The sequence below is a fragment of the Salinibacterium sp. AL4.1 genome (assembly GCF_059767305.1).
Genome location: NZ_JBSOQK010000001.1, coordinates 1,888,756 through 1,907,984 on the forward strand (window position 1 = coordinate 1,888,756; position 19,229 = coordinate 1,907,984).

The window sequence follows — 19,229 nt, forward strand, 5'->3', positions numbered from 1 at the left end:
ATGCCCGATTTATAGGCCGGACTTGACGGGGACCGCAATCGGCACCTATCGTTTCTCAACAGCAGTGAATCGTTTCACTTAGGCTCATCACATACAACGAGGTAGACAACGATGTCGGAATACACGAACCCAGGCGCTCCCACGCTTGAGCTCTCACACATCGCCAAGAGTTTTGGCTCTGTCGTGGCGCTGACCGATGGAACCCTCGCTCTGCACCCCGGTTCCATCCATGCGCTCGTCGGTGAGAACGGTGCAGGCAAGTCCACGCTCGTCAAGATCATGGCTGGGCTCTACCAGCGAGACGCCGGCGGCTTCACGCTCGAAGGTGCGACCGTTGACTTCAGTTCAACCGCACAGTCCAAGAGCGCCGGCATCGCCGTCATCTATCAAGAGCCGACGTTGTTTCCCGACCTGTCGGTTACCGAGAACATTTTCATGGGTCGCCAGCCCGTCAAGTCGCTTGGCCGTATTGACCGCAAGAAAATGCACGCCGAAGCACTCGCACTCTTCGAACGCCTCGGCGTTCGCATCGATCCTGATCGACCCACTCAGGGCCTCTCGATCGCTGACCAGCAGATCATCGAGATCGCGAAGGCCATCTCTCTTGACGCCAAAGTGCTGGTCATGGATGAGCCAACCGCTGCGCTGAGTGGCGTCGAAGTTGAACGACTCTTCGCCGTCTCTCGCAGCCTTCGCGACGAAGGTCGTGCGCTTCTCTTCATCTCGCACCGATTCGAGGAAGTCTTCGAGTTGTGTGACACCGTGACGATCATGCGTGACGGGGCATACATCTCTACCAGCCCCATTGCAGCGACGACCGTAGACGAGATTGTCCGTCAGATGGTCGGCCGCGATGTGGCTGAACTCTTCCCCAAGAGCGATGCCCCTATCGGTGATGAAGTTCTCGTGGTGTCAGGGCTCACTGAACCGGGAGAGTTCCACGACATCAGCTTCTCGGTTCGCGCCGGAGAAATCGTGGCGCTTGCCGGCCTCGTCGGCGCTGGCCGCAGCGAGATTGCCCGGGCTATCTTCGGCGTAGATCCCTATAAGTCGGGAACTGTCACTATCAACGGGGCGCGCATCCCGAAACGTAACCCAGCGGCAGCAATGAGCCTCGGGCTGGCACTCGTGCCAGAAGATCGCCGTCGCCAGGGACTGGTACTCGAGTCATCCGTTGCGAAGAACGCCACGCTCGCAATTCGTTCCACCCTCGCCAAGCTCGGTTTCATCACGAGTGCTGTCGAGAACGCCAGCGCTCGCACCTGGTCGAACAAGCTCGAAGTAAAGGCCTCGGCACTCGATACTGAAGTCGGCACCCTCAGCGGTGGCAACCAGCAGAAGGTGGTGCTCGCCAAGTGGCTTGCCACCAACCCGAGCTTGCTGATTGTCGATGAACCGACGCGAGGCATCGACGTCGGCACGAAGGCCGAAGTTCACCGTTTGCTGTCCGAGCTCGCCGTGGAAGGTCTCGCCATCATCATGATCTCCAGCGAACTTCCCGAAGTCTTGGGCATGGCCGACCGAGTTCTTGTGGTGCACGAAGGCCGCATCACTGCAGAAATTGATCGCGCGAATGCCACGGCTGAGTCCGTCATGTTCGCCGCAACCCACGCGGAGGTGGCGTCATGAAAATGCTCAGCAAACTGATCAAGGCGCGCGAGACCGGAATCATGATTGCGCTCGTGCTTGTCGTGGTGGTTGCGACAGCGCGCAACCCTACCTTCCTCTTTAGCCCGGATGGCTTTCGCGACCTGCTGCTGACGCCGTCGATCCTGCTGCTTCTCGCGGTGGGACAGGCGATCGTCATCATCACCCGCAGCGTTGACCTGTCAGTCGGCTCGGTGCTGGGGCTCACGGCTTACTTGACTGGCCGTCTCTTCATCGACCTCCCCGGCATCCCGATTATTGCGGTGTTCCTGATTGGAATCGTCTTCGGTGGACTCCTCGGTCTCATCAACGGCGCGTTGGTTGCTTTCGCTAAAGTGCCAGCGCTCGTCATCACCCTGGGTACCTTGTATGCCTACCGGGGCATCAACGTGTTGTGGACGGGGAGCGACCGCATCAACGGTTCCGACCTTCCCTCGGCGTTCTTGAGCTTGGGCACGAGTTCACTGTTCGGAATTCCGTGGCTCACGATTATTGCTCTTGTGGTGCTGGTAGCTGCCGGATGGTTCCTGCGCACGCAGCGCGCCGGTCGCGAGTTGTACGCCATCGGGTCTGACCCCGAAGCCGCGAACCTCTACGGGCTCAAGGTGACGCAGCGAGTTCTCGTGGCATTCATCTTCTCAGGAGCTCTTGCCGGACTCGCCGGTGTTCTCTACGCCGCTCGCTATGGAACGGTGAGCTCGCAGGCCGGAGTGAACCTTGAACTGCAGGCGGTCGGTGCTGCCGTGATCGGCGGTGTCGCCATCTTCGGCGGCAGCGGAACAGTCTGGGGCGCGGCCATCGGCGCGTTCTTGCTCCTCACCATTAACCGTGCGCTGCCCATTCTGGGTGTGCAGGACTTCTGGCAGCGGGCCGTCGTCGGTGTTCTCATCATCGGCGCGATCGTGCTTGACCGTGTGCTTGCCCTTCGACAATCTCGCAAACTACTGGAAATGAGGGACGAGTCATGACCGGCACCACAGCGGCACGCACGTACCGCGACTACTCTCAGCCCCTCTGGCGCCGTCTGCTCATCTCGCGAGAAGCCGCCGTCATCGGCGCCCTCGCCCTCGTGATCATCGTCTCGATGATGTCTGTTCGCGCTTTTGCGCAGCCGATCACGATCACCTATCTGTTCCTCGATATCGCCCCCATTCTCTTGATCGCTCTGCCGATGACGCTAGTGATCATCACCGGTGAGATTGACCTGTCGGTGGCTAGCATTGTTGGCTTGTCGAGCGTGACCGTGGGAGTACTGCATCAGAACGGCATGCCCATCCCGGCTGCTGCTCTCGTTGCTCTCCTGGTCGGGCTTATCGCCGGAGCAATCAACGGAGCGCTCATCACCATGGTCGGGCTTCCGTCCCTCGCGGTGACCATCGGAACTCTCGCCCTGTATCGCGGTCTCGCTGTCGGCCTTCTGGGTACAACGGCGGTCACCGAGTTCAACAAGTTCTGGACTGACCTCGCGAAGTCAAAGATCGGTGACACTGCGATCCCCAGCGTCGTGATTCTGATCGTGGTGTTGGCCCTGGTGTTCGGTATCCTCTTGCACTTCACCACTTTCGGCCGGGGAGTCTTCGCGATCGGGCTCAGCCCCGAAGCTGCTCGCTTCTCGGGCGTGAACGTTGAACGCACCAAATTCATCCTCTTCATGTTGAGCGGCATCGTCTCTGCACTCGCCGGAATTTACTACACGCTTCGTTTCGGCAGCGCCCGCGGCGACAACGCCACTGGCCTTGAGCTTTCGGTGATCGCTGCGGTGCTCCTTGGCGGCGTCTCGATCTTCGGCGGCCGGGGTGCTCTCCCCGGCGTGCTCGCCGGTGTGTTGCTCATCGGAACCCTCGCGAGCGCTTTGCGCCTCGCTAACGTCACCTCTGACGTCATCAACGTCATCACAGGCACGCTGCTTATCGCGTCTGTGGTGGGAACAAGCTTCTTGGCATGGGCGCGGAGCAAACGCGCTCGTCCCGGAGGAACCAAGGGAACTTCACCGACCGCGACCGGTTGAGTTTCTTGCACCAGTGTCGGTGTCACAGTCATCGACTCACACCCTAAAAGGAGAACGACGATGTTTAACTCTTCAAAGCGCGCCGGGGCATTCGCTGCACTCGCAGTGAGCTTCGCGCTTGTGGCCACAGGTTGCGCCGCAACCGGTGGCGACAGCGGTGGCGATGGCGATCTGGCTATCACCTTCCTCCCCAAGAACCTCGGAAACGCTTACTTCGATACCTCGGATGCCGGTGGAGCAGAAGCCATCGCAGAGTTCGGCGGAACCTTCGCCGAAGTTGGCCCCGCAACCGGAAGCCCCGATGGACAGGTCAGCTACATCAACACCCTTACCCAGCAGGGTGTGGGAGCCATTGCGCTTTCGGCCAACGACCCGTCAGCTCTGTGCGACGCCATTGGCGAGGCACGCGACGCTGGCGTCAAGGTAGTAACCTTCGACGCTGACACCAGCCCCGACTGCCGCGATCTCTTCATCAACCAGGCTGACTCTGAAGGTATCGCTAAGGTTCAGGTTGATCTGATCGCTGAGCAGATCGGTGATGCAGGCCAGATCGCTATCCTTTCGGCTACCGCCAACGCGACGAACCAGAACGCGTGGATCGAACTCATGAAGATCGAGCTCGAAGCCAACCACCCCGACATCGAGCTCGTCGAAGTCGTATACGGTGACGACGACGACCAGACGTCCTTCGATAAGACTGCAGCACTGTTGCAGACCTACCCGGAGCTCAAGGGCATCGTTTCGCCCACCACTGTTGGTATCTCGGCTGCGGCTCGTTACCTCCAGGACTCGTCCTTCAAGGGCAAGGTTCAGCTGACTGGTCTCGGAACCCCGAACCAGATGCGCGACTTCGTCAATGACGGAACCGTCACGGCGTTCGCTCTGTGGAATCCGGGTGACCTCGGCTACCTCGCCGCTTACGGTGCCAAGGCACTGATCGAGGGCGAGATCACCGGCGCAGAAGGCGACGAATTCGAGGCTGGAAAGCTCGGAAGCTACACGGTAGGCGCCGACGGCGTTGTACTGCTGGGCGACCCGTACACCTTCAACATTGACAACATCGCGGACTTCGACTTCTAAGTCTTCCGCTCCGAACGAATAGCCCATCGGTTGCGAAACCGGTGGGCTATTGGTCTATCCGGCCGCTAGCGCCCGTCAACCACCACGTGGGCGAGGGGCTCGCCGGCGACGAGGCGACGTGCCTGCTCGCGCATCACGGCATCCACTCGAGCATGCATCGCTGAGGTTGCCCCGCCGATGTGGGGCGAGATGGTGACGCCGGGAATTGACCAGAGCGGGTGGTCGCTCGGCAGCGGTTCCGGCTCGGTGACGTCGAGCGCTGCTCGAACGTGGCCAGCGGATGCCGCCGCCACGAGAGCGTCGGTGTCAACGATCTTGCCGCGAGATACATTCACGAGCAGCGCGCCGGGCTTCATCGCCTCCAAGAAGGCAGCGTCGACGAGGTTCGTGGTGGCGTCGTTCAGCGGAACGGCGATCGCGACGATGTCGGCTTTCGCCAACAGCGAGGGAAGGGCATCCATTGATTGAACGGCTCCGCGTTCGTCGCTGCGGTTGCTGCGGGCGACGCGCACGACGTTGGCGTCGAAGGGGGCGAGCTTGTCGGCAATCTGGTTTCCGACTCCGCCGGCACCTACGATCACGACGGTCTTGCCGGCAACCCCGGGCTGCTCGTGCTGGTTCCACGTGCCGGTCTTCTGGTTCGCGAAGTGCGCGGGAAAGCCGCGCTGTTCGGAGATGATCATGCCCACAGCGAGTTCGGCCGTGGAGGCTTCGTGCACCCCAACAGCGTTGCAGTAGGTGATGCCGGCGGGCAGCCGATTCTCGATGCCGTCAAAGCCGAGGGACTGCGATTGCAGGGCGGCGACATCCATTCCGGCAAAGACGCTGATTCCACCGGATGCACCGAGATACCCCAGCAGCGCGAGGTCGACGTGCACCGGCGGCGCGCCGTCGGCGGGGCCCCACACGATTACGTTGGCGTCGGGCAACTGCGGCGCGAGTCGGTCGAAGATCTGCTGGTCGGGAAGGGCAATGGTGATCATGGCGCAGGGCTCCTGAACTCGGCGGCGGGCAACGGCCACTCCAGCATGCCTCACAGAATCGTTATTCACCTCGCAACACCCGGCCACTAGGCTGTCGGCCACGTTGACTATTGCTCGGAGGGAGGGGCTTCATGGCGCGCTGGCCGGTCGTACCCCGCGAAAGCGAGAGGGATGCTGTGCTCGCGGCCCTTCGCGGCCCCCGTGCGCGGTCGGTCATGTTGCGCGGTCCGAGCGGCGTCGGCAAGACAACATTGGGCGCCCACATCTCGCACGCGCTCCGCGCCGATGGACGCACCGTCATCCCCGTTGTCGGCCTCGCCGAGCTGGTTGATGTTCCCCTCGGAGCCCTCGCCCCGGTGCTCGCCAGCGCAGGCAGACATGACATTGAGAGCGTGAGTGACCGCGTTCAAGCGCTTGTCGGAGTGGTGGGGGAGAACCCGCAGAAATTCGTTCTCGTTATTGATGACGCGCCGCTATTGGATGCCGTCTCCGCCAGTGTGCTGTACCAACTCGTGCGCGTTTTCGGTGTCACGACGCTGCTCACCGCTCGCGACTCGCACGAGGTCAACGGCCCCATCGCGCGTCTGCTGCACGAAAACTTGATCGACATCGTCGAGCTCGAAGGGTTGAGTCTCGAACACAGCCAGTCGATCCTCCACCAGTATTTGGGCGGCACCCTGCGCCCCGAGAGCCTCCGTGCCCTGTTTGAGGCGAGCCGCGGTAACCCGCTGATGCTGCGGGAACTGATCTTCGCTGCCGGGCGAGCGGGCGGCATCCGCAGCGGTGATTTCGGTGTTGAGGTGTCGGTGGCGACGCTGCCAAAGCATGTGCGCGCCACGATTGCCGACCGCGTGGAGCAGCTTTCTGCGGCTCAGCGTCGTGTGGCGCAACTGATTGCGATTGCTCAACCCATCCCGCGTTCGGTAATCGCTGCCGACGAGGGTGATGCCCTGGCCTACCTCACGAGTGAGGGCATAGCCGAAGACGCCGGCGACGAGACCACCCCGCTCGTGCGCCTGGCCCATCCGTTGTTTGCCGAGGCCCTCACGATCGATCTGGCGCAGGCCGAGCGTGCCGAATTGGTGAAGGAGATCGCCGGCCGACTGATGCCGATGGGCGATCAGCAACTGCGCTTCACCGCAACCGTGTTGCTCACCTCCACTGATGCCGTCATCAGCAATGACGATCTGGATTGGGCGGCAAGCTACGCGCATGCCGCCGGGGACCATGCGGTCGCAGCTTCTCTCGCAGAACGTGCCCAGCTCGCCGAACGCCGTTTCGCGCCCGAGCTCGTGTTGGCGAGTGCGCTGTCGGCGTTGGCCGAGTCGGAACGGTCGTCGGTCGTTTTCGAGTCCGCCATCGCACTGTCGCAGGACCAAGAACAGCGTGCCATCGCTCTTGCCCGCTGGGGTCAGCACATGGTTTATCGACTCTCTCGCCCTTCGGATGCCGTCGATCGCGTGACGTGTGAATTGTCGAGAATGGATGCCGGTGCCCAAGCGGTGCTGCGCCCGGAACTAGCCAAGTGGCAACTCATGACCGGAGATGCGGGGGCCCTCTCCGAAGTAGCGGATCCGGTATCGCCCGACGGCGGACTCGGTGCCGTGAACGCCGGACTCACCGCGGCGATGATCGCAACGATGGCGGGCAACCCCGCCGACGCTTTTGCCGCCATTCTGCAGACCCGTCCCTTGGCGGAGGCCTATCGCTTCGAAGCGCCCTTTGCAGGTTCGCTTCTCGATCTCTCCGAGTTCTTAGCCCTCGTTGCTGATGCCGAGATCGTGCGCGCACGCGACTTTGCTGCCCAACGCCGTCTCGACCGCTTCGCTGACTCAGCGGGAGTGTGGTCGTATGCGCTGGCCATCGTTCGCCTGCACGAGGGGCGACTCTGCGATGCTCAGGCTCTCGCGACACTCGCGGTCGAGCAGCTGAAATGGCGCGACTTCACCGGACTCCTCGGCACCGCCGTCGCCCTTCACGCCACGGTCGATGCTCAACTCGGCGAGCCTGAAACGGCGCGCGAACTACTCTCCGAGGTTTCCCCCGAACATGCGGGCGACGCCAAAGTCATTCTGCAGCGGGCAGAGTGCGAGGCTTGGTTGCTTGCCTCCGAGGGGCGTACCGAAGAAGCGGCGGCGGTCATCGTTGCGGCCGTTGCCGAAGGCATCATCCTGGGCCACTTCCTGCTGAGCGCCCTCACCCTGACCGTGGCGATTCGGGTCGGGCATCCGGCTGCCGCGCTCGAACAGTTGGAACTGCTGACGCAACTCTCGCCGTCACCGCTGATTGCCCGCATCCACGAATGGGCTCACGTCGCAGCCGCAGCGGATGTCGCACGCCTCTGCGAACTCGCCCCCACTCTTGCTGCCTCGGGAGTAGCTGCGCTCGCGGTCGATAGCCTTCTGGAAGGCGCGCGTATCGCAGCCAAGGCTGACCGCAACGAGTTGGAGCGTAAGGCCACGTTGCTCGCCCGCCGCCTCGCTGCCGACATGGATCGCGTGCCGGGCGACACTATTGCCGACGATCTCACCGAGCGGGAGTGGACAATCGCTCGAGCTGCTGCTGGTCGAAAACGCAGTCGCGAGATTGGTGAAGAACTGGGGCTCTCGGTTCGTACCGTTGACAACCATTTGGCGCGAATTTATCGCAAGCTGGGCGTCAAGGGCCGGGTGGAACTCGAAGAGTTTCTTTCTGAGCTGTAGTGGCGGCGCTCGCTGAGAGCCGCACCGCCACTGGTCCTCACTTTTACTGTTCGACGGCGGACACGATCATGTTCACGAGCGTGCCGTCTTCCTCGGTCGTGCCCCACGAGTACTGAACGACCCAGCTGTCGCTCTCGAGGCCGTAGAGGTAGCCATTGTCGCCGAGGGAAACTTCGGAGATCATTTCGAAACCGCTGGAGACGAGTGCCTCGTAGCCTGCCTCGGCTGCCGCGTCGGAGTCCACCTGAATCGTCGCGCTGTAGCCATCGTCGATGCCGAGCGAGAAAAGAATGTCGCCATCGGGGGCGGGAACCTCTGCGGGCCACGACTTGGGCAGCGAGCCTCCCGAACCGTCGCCGTCAACATCCACCTCAACGCCGGTGGCACCCTCGATCGCGTTCTCTACGGTGTCCTCGATGAGGTTGTCGGTGAAGCTCTCGAGGGGGTTGCCGAAGCAACCGGAGAGGGAAACGGTGAGGCCGGCCGCGATTGCTATGGCGGTTGCGCTTGTCAGCGCGCGCTGTGAAGTGATCATGCGACCAGTAAAGCCCTCGAGCGTAGGGCAGCGCATGAGTAGAAACTACCTATCTCTGAGTAATGTCTTCAGCCGCCGGAAGGTAACGTGGAAGCATGCCGCTAACAGGAGAATACGAACCCAGCACATCAGAGCGGGCCCGCACTCAGGCCGAGGTCTTCGAGGCCAGCAATGGCCATGAAAGTAACCTCATGCGCGGGATGCCGATCATCGTCCTGACCACCGTCGGCGCCAAATCCGGCAAGCTGCGCAAGACTGCCCTCATGCGCGTGGAACACGACGGCCACTACGCCGTTGTTGCCTCGCTTGGCGGGGCTCCGAAGCATCCGGTCTGGTTCTACAACATCGTGGCTAACCCGCAGGTGGAGCTTCACGATGTGGGGTTCAAGGGCGATTTCATGGCACGCGAAGTGACCGGTGACGAGAAGGCTCTCTGGTGGGAGCGTTCGGTCGCGGCCTACCCCGACTACGCGGACTACCAGGCCAAAACTGAGCGCGAGATTCCGGTCTTCGTATTGGAGCCGATCAGCGCTTAGACGGGCGGTTCGGCATCGCATAAAAAAGTCGTGCTGTTCGGCCCCGAACAGGCGTAGTGTGTGCCGGTGCACAATATCGTCCGTGGGGCGGGTAATAAGCGAAAACTGGTTCATCCAGCACAGCTGACTCTCCTGGGGTTTCTGATTGGTATCGCAGCGGGCACAGCCCTGCTGGCGTTACCTATTTCGCGTACCGGTCCGGGTGGCGCAACGCTCGTGGAGGCGTTCTTCACTGCGGTATCGGCGATGTGCGTGACGGGCCATGTGATCGTCGATACGTCGACGTACTGGACCGGCTTTGGTCAAGTCGTAATCATGGTGCTCATTCAAGTGGGTGGCTTTGGCGTCATGACCTTCGCCTCCATCATCGGCATCGCCGTTGTCCGCCGCCTCTCATTGCGCTCACGCATTACGGCCGCCGCCGAGACCAAGAGCGTCGGCTTTGGTGATGTGCGCTCACTGATTCTTGGCGTGCTCAAGATCTCGCTCATCATCGAGGGCGTCGGCGCGCTCATCCTTTTCTTGTGGTTTCTGCTGCGCTACGGCTACAGCGTGGGGGAGGCAGCGTGGTTTGCGATCTTCCATGCCGTGTCGTCGTTTAACAACGCTGGCTTCGCGCTGTTCAGCAACAACATGATCTCGTTTGTTGACGACCCGGTGGTCTCGCTCACGCTGTGCGCCGAGATCATCCTGGGCGGACTCGGTTTCCCCGTGATCGTGCAACTCTTGCGGCACGGCGGCAACCGCCTCAAGTGGAGCATGAACACCCGCATCGTCATCGCAGCAACCCCGCTGTTGCTCGTTGCCGGCACCATCTACATCACGCTCATCGAGTGGAACAACCCCGCCACCCTCGGCCCCCTCGACTGGCAGACCAAGCTTCTGGCTGGCTTCTTTCAATCGGTGCAAACGCGCACGGCTGGCTTCAACAGCATCGACATCGGTGCCATGAGCGAAGCAAGCCAGTTCGGGATGACCGCACTCATGTTCATCGGTGGCGGCCCCGCCGGCACTGCCGGTGGCATCAAGATCACGACCTTCGCGGTGCTGTTCTTCATCCTCCTCGCGGAGGTGCGCGGAGACGGCGTCGTGAACGTCTTCGGCAAGCGACTGTCTCGCGCGGTGCACCGCCAAGCGATCGCGGTGGTCTTGCTCTCGGTCGGCGTCGTCGCGACATCCACCGTCACGATCATGTTGCTCTCAGGGCTGCCGTTGAGCCCCGTGCTGTTCGAGACGGTCTCGGCGTTTGGCACGGTCGGCCTCTCCGAAGGAATCACGCCCGAGCTGCCGGTGGCCGCGCAACTTATCTTGGCCATTCTCATGTTTGTGGGCCGCCTCGGCCCTATTGGTTTTGCAACCGCGCTCGCTCTGCGTGAGCGCGCTGTCCTGTATGAACTTCCCAAAGAAAGGCCGATCATTGGCTAAATTGCGCATGTTCTCTGGTTCGGATGCCTCGTCCGTAGCCGCAGCAGATTCGGTGGCGGTCATCGGGTTGGGCCGTTTCGGTCGCGCTCTGGCGCTCGAACTCATGGCCAACGGCACCGAAGTGCTCGGCGTCGATCTGGATGAGTCGATCGTGCAGGAGATGAATGGCCAGTTGACCCATGTGGTCTCGGCTGACTCCACGCGCGAGGAGGTGCTGCGGCAGTTGGCCGTGCCTGAGTTCGACCGCGTGGTGGTGGCGATCGGCAGTGACATTCAGGCGAGCATCCTGACGACATCGCTGCTGTTGCGGTACAACGTGGCGCACGTGTGGGCCAAGGCCGTCAGCGATGCGCACGGCACGATCTTGGAACAGCTCGGCGTCAGCCACGTGATCTACCCGGAGAAGGAAATGGGGCGTCGCGTCGCTCACCTCGTGCGCGGATCGATGCAGGACTATCTCGAGATCGGCGATAACTTCTCGCTCGTCAAGATGGCCCCGCCGGCCGCGATCATCGGTAAGACACTGGGGGAGTCGCGCGTGCGGTCAACCGCGGGAGTCACAGTCACAGCTGTTCGCCCGCTCGGCGGCACTTGGACCTACACCGATGAGAAAACCGTCATCGCCGCCGATGACACCATTCTTGTTTCGGGCCCGACCAACAAGGCCGAGGCCTTCAGCTTGCGCCGTTAGAGCGCAACGCAGCGTGTGCGCCGTTAGAGCAGCGAGCTCTCGTTAGCGCAGTAAACTCAACCAGATTTCGCAAAGCGCCTGCCATGCTTCGGCGGGAGTGCCATCCGCAAGCCCGAGGCCGTGCTTGCCGTCAGAGAAGACGTGCAATTCGTGGCGCACGCCGGCCGCTGCCAGTGCCATAGCCAGCGGGTACGAGTGCGCGTCGACCGGAACAGGCTCGTCAGCAGCCGTGTGCCAGATAAACATGGGCGGAGTGGCGGGCGTGACCAACAGATCGAGTGAGGTGTCTTCGCGCAGGAAAGAGTTGGCATCCAGCCCGATGAGGTTCTCGCGAGAGCCGGCGTGCGTCTCGCCCGTCATCGTGACAACGGGGTAGCCGAGCACGGCAAAGTCGGGGCGCTCGTCGTCTTTCGCGACGGGGGCGACAGCCGCGTGGCCGGCCAAATGGCCGCCAGCGGAGAATCCCAAAACACCCACGAGAGGTGCCCCTAGCGCACGTTCCTTCGCAATTTCAGACTGAATTGCCAGCAATGGAGCGGGATGTTTCGTGGCAACGGGGTACTCAACAACGCGAGCATTCCAGCCGATCGAACGCAACCAGGCAGCAACGGGCTCGCCTTCGTGGGGTGCGAGGCGCGAATACCCTCCACCGGGGAGAACGAGAATTGTGGGGAGGTTGGCAGCCATTACTTAACTGTAAATTGTGCGCGTCAATATGGCTGAATCAACGCACTTTCGCGCGGAAATCGATTAACCCGCATAGTGTCTGTACATGGCAGATTTGTTTGACGGATATACATCAAGCGCCTCCAAACGCACCGGACCAGCCGCGTGGGATGAGATGTTCTCTGCCGATAGCGAGATACGTCGCCCCTACCGCGAGATTCATGACGCGCTGGCGCAAATGACGCAGGAAGAGCTGCGCGGACGTACTGAAGCACTCGCCGACAGTTACCTCGCCCAGGGCGTTACCTTCGACTTCGCTGGCGAAGAGAGACCCTTTCCTCTGGATGCAGTTCCCAGAGTTATTGACCTTTCCGAGTGGAAACAGGTTGAGTCGGGAATCAAGCAGCGGGTTCGAGCGCTCGAGGCGTTCTTGGCCGACATTTACGGGCCCCAGAATGCCATCAAAGATGGGGTGATTCCGGCTCGGATGATCACGTCCTCCAGCCACTTCCACCGTCAAGCGGCGGGCATTGACCCGGCCAATGGCGTGCGAATTCAGGTCAGCGGTATCGACCTCATCCGCGACGAAGTTGGTGCGTGGCGCGTTCTCGAAGACAACGTGCGCGTGCCCAGTGGTGTGAGCTATGTGATCTCGAATCGTCGAGTGATGGCCCAGACGCTTCCCGAGTTGTTCGTCTCGATGCGGGTTCGCCCCGTCGGTGACTACCCCCACAAGCTGCTGCAGGCTCTGCGTGCCAGTGCGCCGGGCGGCGTGGATGAGCCCAACGTCGTTGTGCTCACTCCGGGTGTCTACAACTCCGCGTACTTCGAGCACACGCTGCTCGCTCGCCTCATGGGCGTCGAGCTCGTGGAGGGTCGAGACCTGTTCTGCTCTGGCGGTCGGGTCTGGATGCGCACCACGGCCGGTCCCACTCGGGTCGACGTGATCTACCGCCGGGTTGACGACGAGTTCCTCGACCCGCTGCAGTTCCGTGCCGACTCCATGTTGGGCAGCCCGGGCATGATGCTCGCGGCTCGCCTCGGAAATGTGACGATCGCGAACGCGGTCGGCAACGGTGTCGCCGACGACAAGCTCGTGTACACCTACTTGCCCGACCTCATCGAGTACTACCTCGGTGAGAAGGCGATCATCCCCAACGTCGATACGTGGCGGCTCGAAGATCCGGGGGCGCTGGAAGAGGTGCTTGACCGGCTCGATGAGCTTGTGGTGAAGCCTGTGGATGGTTCCGGCGGTAAGGGCCTAGTGATTGGCCCCGCCGCGACGAAGCCGGAATTGGAGACGCTGCGCAAGCAGCTTCTCAAGGATCCGCGCGGGTGGATTGCGCAGCCCGTGGTGCAGCTGTCGACGATCCCCACGGTGATCGACGACGGCATGCGGCCGCGTCACGCCGACCTTCGCCCGTTCGCCGTCAACGACGGAAACGATGTGTGGGTGCTGCCGGGTGGTCTCACTCGCGTTGCGCTGCCCGAAGGTCAGCTCGTCGTCAACAGCTCGCAGGGTGGTGGCTCGAAAGACACGTGGGTTGTCGGTCGCGAAAAAGTGGCGGAGTCGGAGAGCACCGTTCAGGGTCTCGTCGAGCGCCAGGCCGATACGGAAGCAATTACCGTCATCACACCAGAGATGTTGCTCGAAGCCGGGATCCATGAGGATCACGCCGAGGATCATGACACCACTCGAACGCTCACGCAGAGACAGCGTCAAGAAGAGCAGCAACAGCAGAGTGTCGACACCGAGGGAGGTCAATCATGCTGAGTCGCATCGCAGAATCGCTGTTCTGGATCGGTCGCTACATTGAGCGTGCTGACGGTACCGCCCGCATCCTCGACGTTCACCTTCAGTTGCTCCTCGAAGATCCGTGGATTGAAGAGGATGACGCCTGCCGCGCGCTCTTGAGCGTGATGGGTAGCGAGGCTCCGGCCGACGTCGCGCTCACTCGCGGTGACGTGTTGTCGATCCTCGCGGTTGACCGTACCGAGCCAGCCTCGATCGCCTACTCCTTGGGTGCTGCTCGCGAGAACGCGCGTCGTGCTCGCGAGATCGTGTCTACCGAACTCTGGGAGTGCCTCAACACCACCCAGACGCGGATGCCGCGCCGAATTTCGGGAGACAAAGTCGCTGACTTCTTCTCCTGGGTTCGTGAACGCTCCGCGCTAGCCGTGGGCATTGTCGAGTCTGCGACGAGTCGGGACGAAGCGTGGCAGTTCTTCACCCTGGGGCGCAGTCTCGAGCGCGCGGACATGACGGCGCGACTCTTGGCTACGCGAAGCCTCACGGAAGCCAGTGGTCCGTCGTGGACCACGATTCTGCGGTCGTGTGGCGCCTACGAGCCTTACTTGCGCACCTATCGCGGTGTTCCGAGCGCGAGCAACGCCGCCGAGTTCTTGCTGCTGGATCGCTTGTTCCCGCGCAGCATCCTCTTCTCCGTTTCGCGGGCTGAGGACTGCATGCGTGAGCTTGAGCCTCACCGCATGAACCGCGTCGGTGTGAACGATGATGCGCAGCGCTTGCTGGGCAAGATTCGTAGCGAGTTGGAGTATCGGCCGATCGCTGAAATTTTGGATGACCTGCCTCACCACATGGATCGAGTGCAGGCGGCAACGAGTGCGGCTTCGGAGGCAGTGCGTCACCGCTACTTCCCCACGAATGCCGCTCCCGAGTGGGTTGGAGAGATCTCATGAAGCGACTCAGGATCGTCCATTCCACAGGTTTCAGCTACGGCGGCGAAGTCACGGCGTCGTACAACGAGGCTCGGATGCTGCCCGCCAGTGTCGAGAGCCAGCTCGTGTTGTTCTCAAACCTCGACATCTTGCCGCTCTCTAGCCAGAGCAACTATGTCGACTATTGGGGTTCGCGCGTTGCCTCGTTTGAGGTGCTGACGGGTCATAAGGAGTTGTCGTTGACCGCCACAAGCCTTGTTGAGGTTCATGAGCGCGAACACGACTCGGAGTGCATGTCGTGGGCCGAGCTGCATGCGGCCGCCGAGCTCTCGATGGATGCGGTTGAGAACCTTAGCCAGACGCGTCGTACCGAGCCGCCAGCCGAGGTTGTAGCGCTCGCGAAAGACATCGCGGCGAAGTCTGACGACGCGTGCGAGAGCGCTCTCGAAATCGCGAAAGCCATCGGTAACGCCATCCAGTACATGAGTGGTGTCACCGGTGTGGCGACCACCGCCACGGAAGCGTGGGCCGGAGGCAAGGGTGTCTGCCAAGACATCGCGCACCTCGCGCTCGGCGCTTTGCGCTCGGTCGGCATCCCGGCTCGCTACGTGTCTGGGTACCTTCACCCGAAACCGGATGCCGCTATCGGCGAGAAGGTCACGGGCGAATCCCATGCGTGGATCGAGTGGTTCTGCGCCGGGCAGTGGCGCGGCTATGACCCCACGAACCTCATCGACATCGGAGACCGGCACGTGCTCGTGGGGCGCGGTCGCGACTACAACGACGTGCCGCCCCTTCGTGGCGTGTACGCGGGGCCGTTCGGCTCGAAGCTGTTCGTGAGCGTGGAAATCACCCGCGAGGCGTAGGCCGCCAGAGACGACAACGACAGGTGGGGCGGATGCTGCGAGCATCCGCCCCACACTGCGTTTAACTTGTGCGGCGAGTGGTCGTTTCCACGATCGCGATCTCTTGGGTCGCGAGTTCGCGTTCTTCATCGGGGGTGGGCTCGGGTGGAAAGCGCAACCGCAGACGGAAGCGACTTTCGGGCACGCGACCCACGCGCATCCCGCGACTGTAGACGAGCCAGATGATCGCGGCGGCCGCGGCGAGAAGCCCCGAGAGGGAGCCGATGCCGAGGGCCCAGCGGGCGCCGAGTTCGTTGGCGGCCCAGCCGACGATGGGGGCGCCGATCGGGGTGCCGCCGGCGAAGATCGCGAGGTAGAGCGCCATGACGCGGCCACGCATGATCGGTGTCGTGGAGGTCTGCACGTAGGCGTTGGCGGTTGTCATCATCGTCAGCGAGGAGACGCCGACGATCGTGAGAGCGGCGCCGAAAGTCCAGTAGCTGGGGGAGAGCGCTGCGATCAGGCACGCCACCCCGAAGAATGCAGAGCCGACCACGACGACGCCCAAACGTGCGCGCTCGCGGCGAGCGGCCAGCAGCGAGCCGACGATCGCGCCTACGGCCATCATCGACGAGAGCAGGCCGAACTCGGCTGCGCCCTTGCCGAATTCGGTGGTTGCCATGGTGGAGATGAAGACGGGGAAGTTGAACCCGAAGGTTCCGACCAAGAAGACCATGACGAGCACGATCAGGATGTCTGGCCGGTTACGAACGTAGCGCAGCCCATCCCGAATCTGGCCCTTCGCTCGCCCGAGTTTGGCCACGGGATAGAGCTGGTTGCGACGAATGAACCACAGCGACGCGAGCACGCCCGCGAACGAGGCCGCGTTCACGAGGAACACGGGGCCGGAGCCGATCGCGGCAACGAGTACTCCGGCGATCGCGGGGCCGACGAGGCGGGCGCTCTGGAACGACATGGAGTTGAGTGCGACCGCGTTGGGTAGGTCTTTGTCGCTCACGAGTTCCGAGACAAACGCTTGGCGAACGGGCGCGTCGATCGCGGTAGCCACACCCAGAAGTAGAGCGAAGACGTAGACGTGCCACAGCTCGACGTAGCCGGAGACCACGAGAATACCGAGGCCAAGCGCGAGAATGAACTGGCTGAACTGCGTCCAGAGCAACACGACGCGGCGGTCGAAGCGGTCGGCGATGATTCCGGCGATGGGCATGAGCAGCAGCAGGGGGCCGAACTGCAGCGCCATCGTGAACCCAAGTGCCGCGGCATCGTGGTCGGTCAGTTCGGTAAGAACGATCCAGTCCTGGGCGGTGCGCTGCATCCACGCGCCGGTATTGGAGACGATCGCGCCAATGGTCCAGAGCCTGTAGTTGAAGAAGCGAAGCGAGCGGAACATTGCGCTCACGAATTGGCCAACTTCAACAGCACCGGGATGGCTGCGTGGAGGGCGGCGTGCTCGTCAGCGGAGAGGGTCGAGAGCTCGGCAGCGAACCATTCGGCGCGACGCTGGCGAGTTTTAGCGATTAGCTCGACTCCCGCATCCGTCGCTTCAATGAGCACCTTGCGACCGTCGTCAGGCGAGCTGGAGCGCGTGACCAAACCTTCTTCGCTCAAGCAGTTGACGGTGCGGTTCATCGATGGTGGAGTGACGCGTTCGTGCTCAGCGAGGGCCGCGAGAGTACTGCCGCCGTGCTGGCTGAGCACGTACAGAACGGAGAGCTGGCTGTCGCTGAGAGTCTCGTCGTGGCGTTGCTGCCGGATGCGACGGGCGATACGCATGAAAGCGATGCGGAGTTCGTCGTCCAATTTGTGAGGCATATTCGTTAGTCTAGCAAATTAGTCTTGCTAACTAGTTTCGTCACTGCGGGGGTGCTGCAGACGAAACTCACCCATTCTGCTCTCACGTTCACCGCCGTAGAATGGCAGCAGCAAGGAGGCCCTCATGCCCACGTTTACGGCGCCACGAACTGACCACTTCTACGTTGACGCGCACGGAGTCACGATTCACTACTACGTGTGGGAATCGCCGAAAGCCCATGCGGTTTTGCAGCTCACCCACGGCCTGGGCGATCACGCCCGCCGCTACGAGCACGTTGCCCAAGCTCTCGTCGCTGCTGGGTACACGGTCTACGCCGACGACCACCGCGGCCACGGTGCCACCGGCCTCGACCAAAACGCGGGAGACGCCAGCAAGCTGGGCAAGCTCGGCAAGGGCGGGCTGCGTGCCGCCACCGAAAACATCCGTGAACTCTCGGCCATCATCCGCCGCGATCACCCCACGCTTCCGCTCGCTCTGCTCGGGCACTCGTGGGGCTCGCTCATGGTGCAAGACGTGCTCAACGAGCACTCCAAGGAGTACGAAGTCGCGATCCTTACGGGCACCGCGCACCGCACCTTCGCCCACATGAACAGCGGCAACCTCAACGCCAAGCACAAAGACCTCGGCACCACCGGGTACGAGTGGCTCAGCCGCGATCCCCAGGTTGCCGAAGACTTCGTGAACGACCCGCTGACCTTCTACGCAGATGCCCTCAAGCTCTTCGGCCCCGTCGACGGGATGCGCCTCATGGGCCGCCCGGCGAAGCACTTCGCCCGCGACATCCCGCTGCTCATCATGATCGGCGACGAAGATTCGCTCGGCGGAGAAGCAAGCATCGAGGCGCTCGCTGCCGACTACGTCGTGCGCTCCAAGCTCACCGACATCGAAGCGATCGTGTACCCGGGTGCACGTCACGAGATCTTCAACGAGACCAATAAAGACGAAGTGATCGCCGACCTGGTGGCGTGGCTTAACGCGCGGCTCAAGCCGGTGCATCCGGATGCCCCGCTGCCGCCCGCGGCCAAGAACGAGGCAACCCAGCCCGGCTCGGCACCGTCCGGCTCGGCACCGTCCGGCTCGGCACCGTCCGACGCAGCACCGTCCGAACCTGCCCCATCCGAATAGATGGCGTCGATTTTCACCGAGATTCTGAACGGTCGCTCGCCCGGGCGCTTCATCTGGGCGGATGAACGTGTCTTTGCCATTCTCACGATCGAGCCCCGCAAGCCGGGTCATGCGCTCGTGATTCCGCGCATCGAGGTTGATCGGTGGAGTGACCTCGACGAAGAACTCGCGATGCACATCTTCCGCGTCGGGCGCCTTATTGGCCTCGCCCAGCGCGACGAATGGGATGCCGATCGCGTCGGCGTCATGTTCGAGGGTTACCGGGTGCCGCACGCACACTTGCACGTCTGGCCCTCGTGGAACGTCTACGAATACAGCCACACCGGCATCAATCGCGATCCCGGCACTGAGGCGCTCGATGAGGCTTTTCAGCGTTTGCGAGCACGGATGATCGACCACGGGCATGGGGAGTTTGTTCCTCCGCTCGACTGGTCAATTCCGCACGGCAACGCGGCGCATTAGGCTGGATTCAG

Annotated in this window: 18 protein-coding genes; 13 read left to right on the plus strand and 5 right to left on the minus strand. The window is 62.3% G+C overall.

The annotated features are described in order from the left end of the window. The first annotated feature begins 111 nt into the window (after positions 1-111). From ACWTV3_RS09105 to rhaS, 4 genes are read left to right on the plus strand one after another with little or no spacing between them, the layout of a single operon-like run. Entirely contained in the window at positions 112-1,629 is a 1,518-nt protein-coding gene (locus ACWTV3_RS09105; RefSeq protein WP_498477865.1) for a sugar ABC transporter ATP-binding protein, read from the plus strand. Further along, positions 1,626-2,615, plus strand: coding sequence for an ABC transporter permease (locus ACWTV3_RS09110; protein ID WP_498477866.1), 990 nt, complete (start codon positions 1,626-1,628; stop codon positions 2,613-2,615). The genes ACWTV3_RS09105 and ACWTV3_RS09110 overlap by 4 nt, the downstream gene beginning before the upstream one ends. Continuing rightward, positions 2,612-3,655: an ABC transporter permease gene (locus ACWTV3_RS09115; protein ID WP_498477867.1), complete on the plus strand. Its 1,044-nt coding sequence runs from the start codon at positions 2,612-2,614 to the stop codon at positions 3,653-3,655. The genes ACWTV3_RS09110 and ACWTV3_RS09115 overlap by 4 nt, the downstream gene beginning before the upstream one ends. A gap of 60 nt (positions 3,656-3,715) precedes the next feature. Further along, positions 3,716-4,735 carry a rhamnose ABC transporter substrate-binding protein gene (gene rhaS / locus ACWTV3_RS09120; RefSeq protein WP_498477868.1) on the plus strand — a complete coding sequence of 340 codons (1,020 nt, stop codon included), beginning with the start codon at positions 3,716-3,718 and terminating at the stop codon, positions 4,733-4,735. A gap of 65 nt (positions 4,736-4,800) precedes the next feature. Here rhaS and ACWTV3_RS09125 read toward each other — a convergent pair whose 3' ends face one another. Beyond that, positions 4,801-5,718 carry an NAD(P)-dependent oxidoreductase gene (locus tag ACWTV3_RS09125; RefSeq protein ID WP_498477869.1) on the minus strand — a complete coding sequence of 306 codons (918 nt, stop codon included), beginning with the start codon at positions 5,716-5,718 and terminating at the stop codon, positions 4,801-4,803. 131 nt (positions 5,719-5,849) lie between these two features. On the opposite strand from ACWTV3_RS09125, the gene ACWTV3_RS09130 reads away from it, so the two are divergent. Then, a complete protein-coding gene (locus tag ACWTV3_RS09130) occupies positions 5,850-8,420 on the plus strand; it encodes a helix-turn-helix transcriptional regulator (protein ID WP_498477870.1) in 2,571 nt (856 codons plus the stop codon). A 43-nt stretch (positions 8,421-8,463) separates the two neighbouring features. Here the strand turns inward: ACWTV3_RS09130 and ACWTV3_RS09135 are convergent, their stop codons facing one another. Continuing rightward, on the minus strand, positions 8,464-8,955 hold the full coding sequence (locus tag ACWTV3_RS09135) for a hypothetical protein (protein ID WP_498477871.1): 492 nt from the start codon (positions 8,953-8,955) through the stop codon (positions 8,464-8,466). A gap of 95 nt (positions 8,956-9,050) precedes the next feature. Between ACWTV3_RS09135 and ACWTV3_RS09140 the strand changes: the two genes are divergently transcribed. The 3 genes from ACWTV3_RS09140 to ACWTV3_RS09150 all read left to right on the plus strand — a co-directional run bounded on the left by ACWTV3_RS09140 (position 9,051) and on the right by ACWTV3_RS09150 (position 11,607). Next, the gene (locus tag ACWTV3_RS09140) at positions 9,051-9,491 is read left to right on the plus strand and encodes a nitroreductase family deazaflavin-dependent oxidoreductase (RefSeq protein ID WP_498477872.1); all 441 of its coding nucleotides are present in this window, start codon (positions 9,051-9,053) and stop codon (positions 9,489-9,491) included. A gap of 66 nt (positions 9,492-9,557) precedes the next feature. Further along, entirely contained in the window at positions 9,558-10,916 is a 1,359-nt protein-coding gene (locus ACWTV3_RS09145) for a TrkH family potassium uptake protein (protein ID WP_498477873.1), read from the plus strand. After that, positions 10,909-11,607 (plus strand): potassium channel family protein, encoded by a 699-nt coding sequence (locus ACWTV3_RS09150; RefSeq protein WP_498477874.1) that lies wholly within the window; start codon positions 10,909-10,911, stop codon positions 11,605-11,607. The genes ACWTV3_RS09145 and ACWTV3_RS09150 overlap by 8 nt, the downstream gene beginning before the upstream one ends. A 42-nt stretch (positions 11,608-11,649) precedes the next feature. Here ACWTV3_RS09150 and ACWTV3_RS09155 read toward each other — a convergent pair whose 3' ends face one another. Continuing rightward, complete coding sequence (locus tag ACWTV3_RS09155) at positions 11,650-12,294, minus strand: alpha/beta hydrolase (protein ID WP_498477875.1); 645 nt, start codon at positions 12,292-12,294, stop codon at positions 11,650-11,652. A gap of 85 nt (positions 12,295-12,379) precedes the next feature. Here ACWTV3_RS09155 and ACWTV3_RS09160 point away from each other — a divergent pair, with 85 nt between their 5' ends. From ACWTV3_RS09160 to ACWTV3_RS09170, 3 genes are read left to right on the plus strand one after another with little or no spacing between them, the layout of a single operon-like run. After that, positions 12,380-14,047: a circularly permuted type 2 ATP-grasp protein gene (locus tag ACWTV3_RS09160; protein WP_498477876.1), complete on the plus strand. Its 1,668-nt coding sequence runs from the start codon at positions 12,380-12,382 to the stop codon at positions 14,045-14,047. Continuing rightward, complete coding sequence (locus ACWTV3_RS09165) at positions 14,041-14,973, plus strand: alpha-E domain-containing protein (RefSeq protein ID WP_498477877.1); 933 nt, start codon at positions 14,041-14,043, stop codon at positions 14,971-14,973. The genes ACWTV3_RS09160 and ACWTV3_RS09165 overlap by 7 nt, the downstream gene beginning before the upstream one ends. Continuing rightward, positions 14,970-15,818 (plus strand): transglutaminase family protein, encoded by an 849-nt coding sequence (locus tag ACWTV3_RS09170; RefSeq protein WP_498477878.1) that lies wholly within the window; start codon positions 14,970-14,972, stop codon positions 15,816-15,818. The genes ACWTV3_RS09165 and ACWTV3_RS09170 overlap by 4 nt, the downstream gene beginning before the upstream one ends. Positions 15,819-15,879: 61 nt before the next feature. On the opposite strand, the gene ACWTV3_RS09175 is transcribed toward ACWTV3_RS09170, so the two are convergent. Beyond that, a complete protein-coding gene (locus ACWTV3_RS09175; protein ID WP_498477879.1) occupies positions 15,880-17,217 on the minus strand; it encodes an MFS transporter in 1,338 nt (445 codons plus the stop codon). Beyond that, a complete protein-coding gene (locus tag ACWTV3_RS09180) occupies positions 17,214-17,630 on the minus strand; it encodes a MarR family winged helix-turn-helix transcriptional regulator (protein ID WP_498477880.1) in 417 nt (138 codons plus the stop codon). Before ACWTV3_RS09180 ends, ACWTV3_RS09175 begins: the two co-directional genes overlap by 4 nt. 124 nt (positions 17,631-17,754) lie before the next feature. Between ACWTV3_RS09180 and ACWTV3_RS09185 the strand changes: the two genes are divergently transcribed. Beyond that, a complete protein-coding gene (locus ACWTV3_RS09185; protein ID WP_498477881.1) occupies positions 17,755-18,756 on the plus strand; it encodes an alpha/beta hydrolase in 1,002 nt (333 codons plus the stop codon). After that, positions 18,757-19,218 (plus strand): HIT family protein, encoded by a 462-nt coding sequence (locus ACWTV3_RS09190; RefSeq protein ID WP_498477882.1) that lies wholly within the window; start codon positions 18,757-18,759, stop codon positions 19,216-19,218. Positions 19,219-19,229: the final 11 nt, after the last annotated feature.

Coding starts and splice junctions, on each gene's coding strand:
- ACWTV3_RS09105 (WP_498477865.1), top strand. CDS start 112: ATGTCGGAATACACGAACCCAGGCGCTCCCACGCTTGAGCTCTCACAC.
- ACWTV3_RS09110 (WP_498477866.1), top strand. CDS start 1,626: ATGAAAATGCTCAGCAAACTGATCAAGGCGCGCGAGACCGGAATCATG.
- ACWTV3_RS09115 (WP_498477867.1), top strand. CDS start 2,612: ATGACCGGCACCACAGCGGCACGCACGTACCGCGACTACTCTCAGCCC.
- rhaS (WP_498477868.1), top strand. CDS start 3,716: ATGTTTAACTCTTCAAAGCGCGCCGGGGCATTCGCTGCACTCGCAGTG.
- ACWTV3_RS09125 (WP_498477869.1), bottom strand. CDS start 5,718: ATGATCACCATTGCCCTTCCCGACCAGCAGATCTTCGACCGACTCGCG.
- ACWTV3_RS09130 (WP_498477870.1), top strand. CDS start 5,850: ATGGCGCGCTGGCCGGTCGTACCCCGCGAAAGCGAGAGGGATGCTGTG.
- ACWTV3_RS09135 (WP_498477871.1), bottom strand. CDS start 8,955: ATGATCACTTCACAGCGCGCGCTGACAAGCGCAACCGCCATAGCAATC.
- ACWTV3_RS09140 (WP_498477872.1), top strand. CDS start 9,051: ATGCCGCTAACAGGAGAATACGAACCCAGCACATCAGAGCGGGCCCGC.
- ACWTV3_RS09155 (WP_498477875.1), bottom strand. CDS start 12,294: ATGGCTGCCAACCTCCCCACAATTCTCGTTCTCCCCGGTGGAGGGTAT.
- ACWTV3_RS09160 (WP_498477876.1), top strand. CDS start 12,380: ATGGCAGATTTGTTTGACGGATATACATCAAGCGCCTCCAAACGCACC.
- ACWTV3_RS09165 (WP_498477877.1), top strand. CDS start 14,041: ATGCTGAGTCGCATCGCAGAATCGCTGTTCTGGATCGGTCGCTACATT.
- ACWTV3_RS09170 (WP_498477878.1), top strand. CDS start 14,970: ATGAAGCGACTCAGGATCGTCCATTCCACAGGTTTCAGCTACGGCGGC.
- ACWTV3_RS09180 (WP_498477880.1), bottom strand. CDS start 17,630: ATGCCTCACAAATTGGACGACGAACTCCGCATCGCTTTCATGCGTATC.
- ACWTV3_RS09185 (WP_498477881.1), top strand. CDS start 17,755: ATGCCCACGTTTACGGCGCCACGAACTGACCACTTCTACGTTGACGCG.
- ACWTV3_RS09190 (WP_498477882.1), top strand. CDS start 18,757: ATGGCGTCGATTTTCACCGAGATTCTGAACGGTCGCTCGCCCGGGCGC.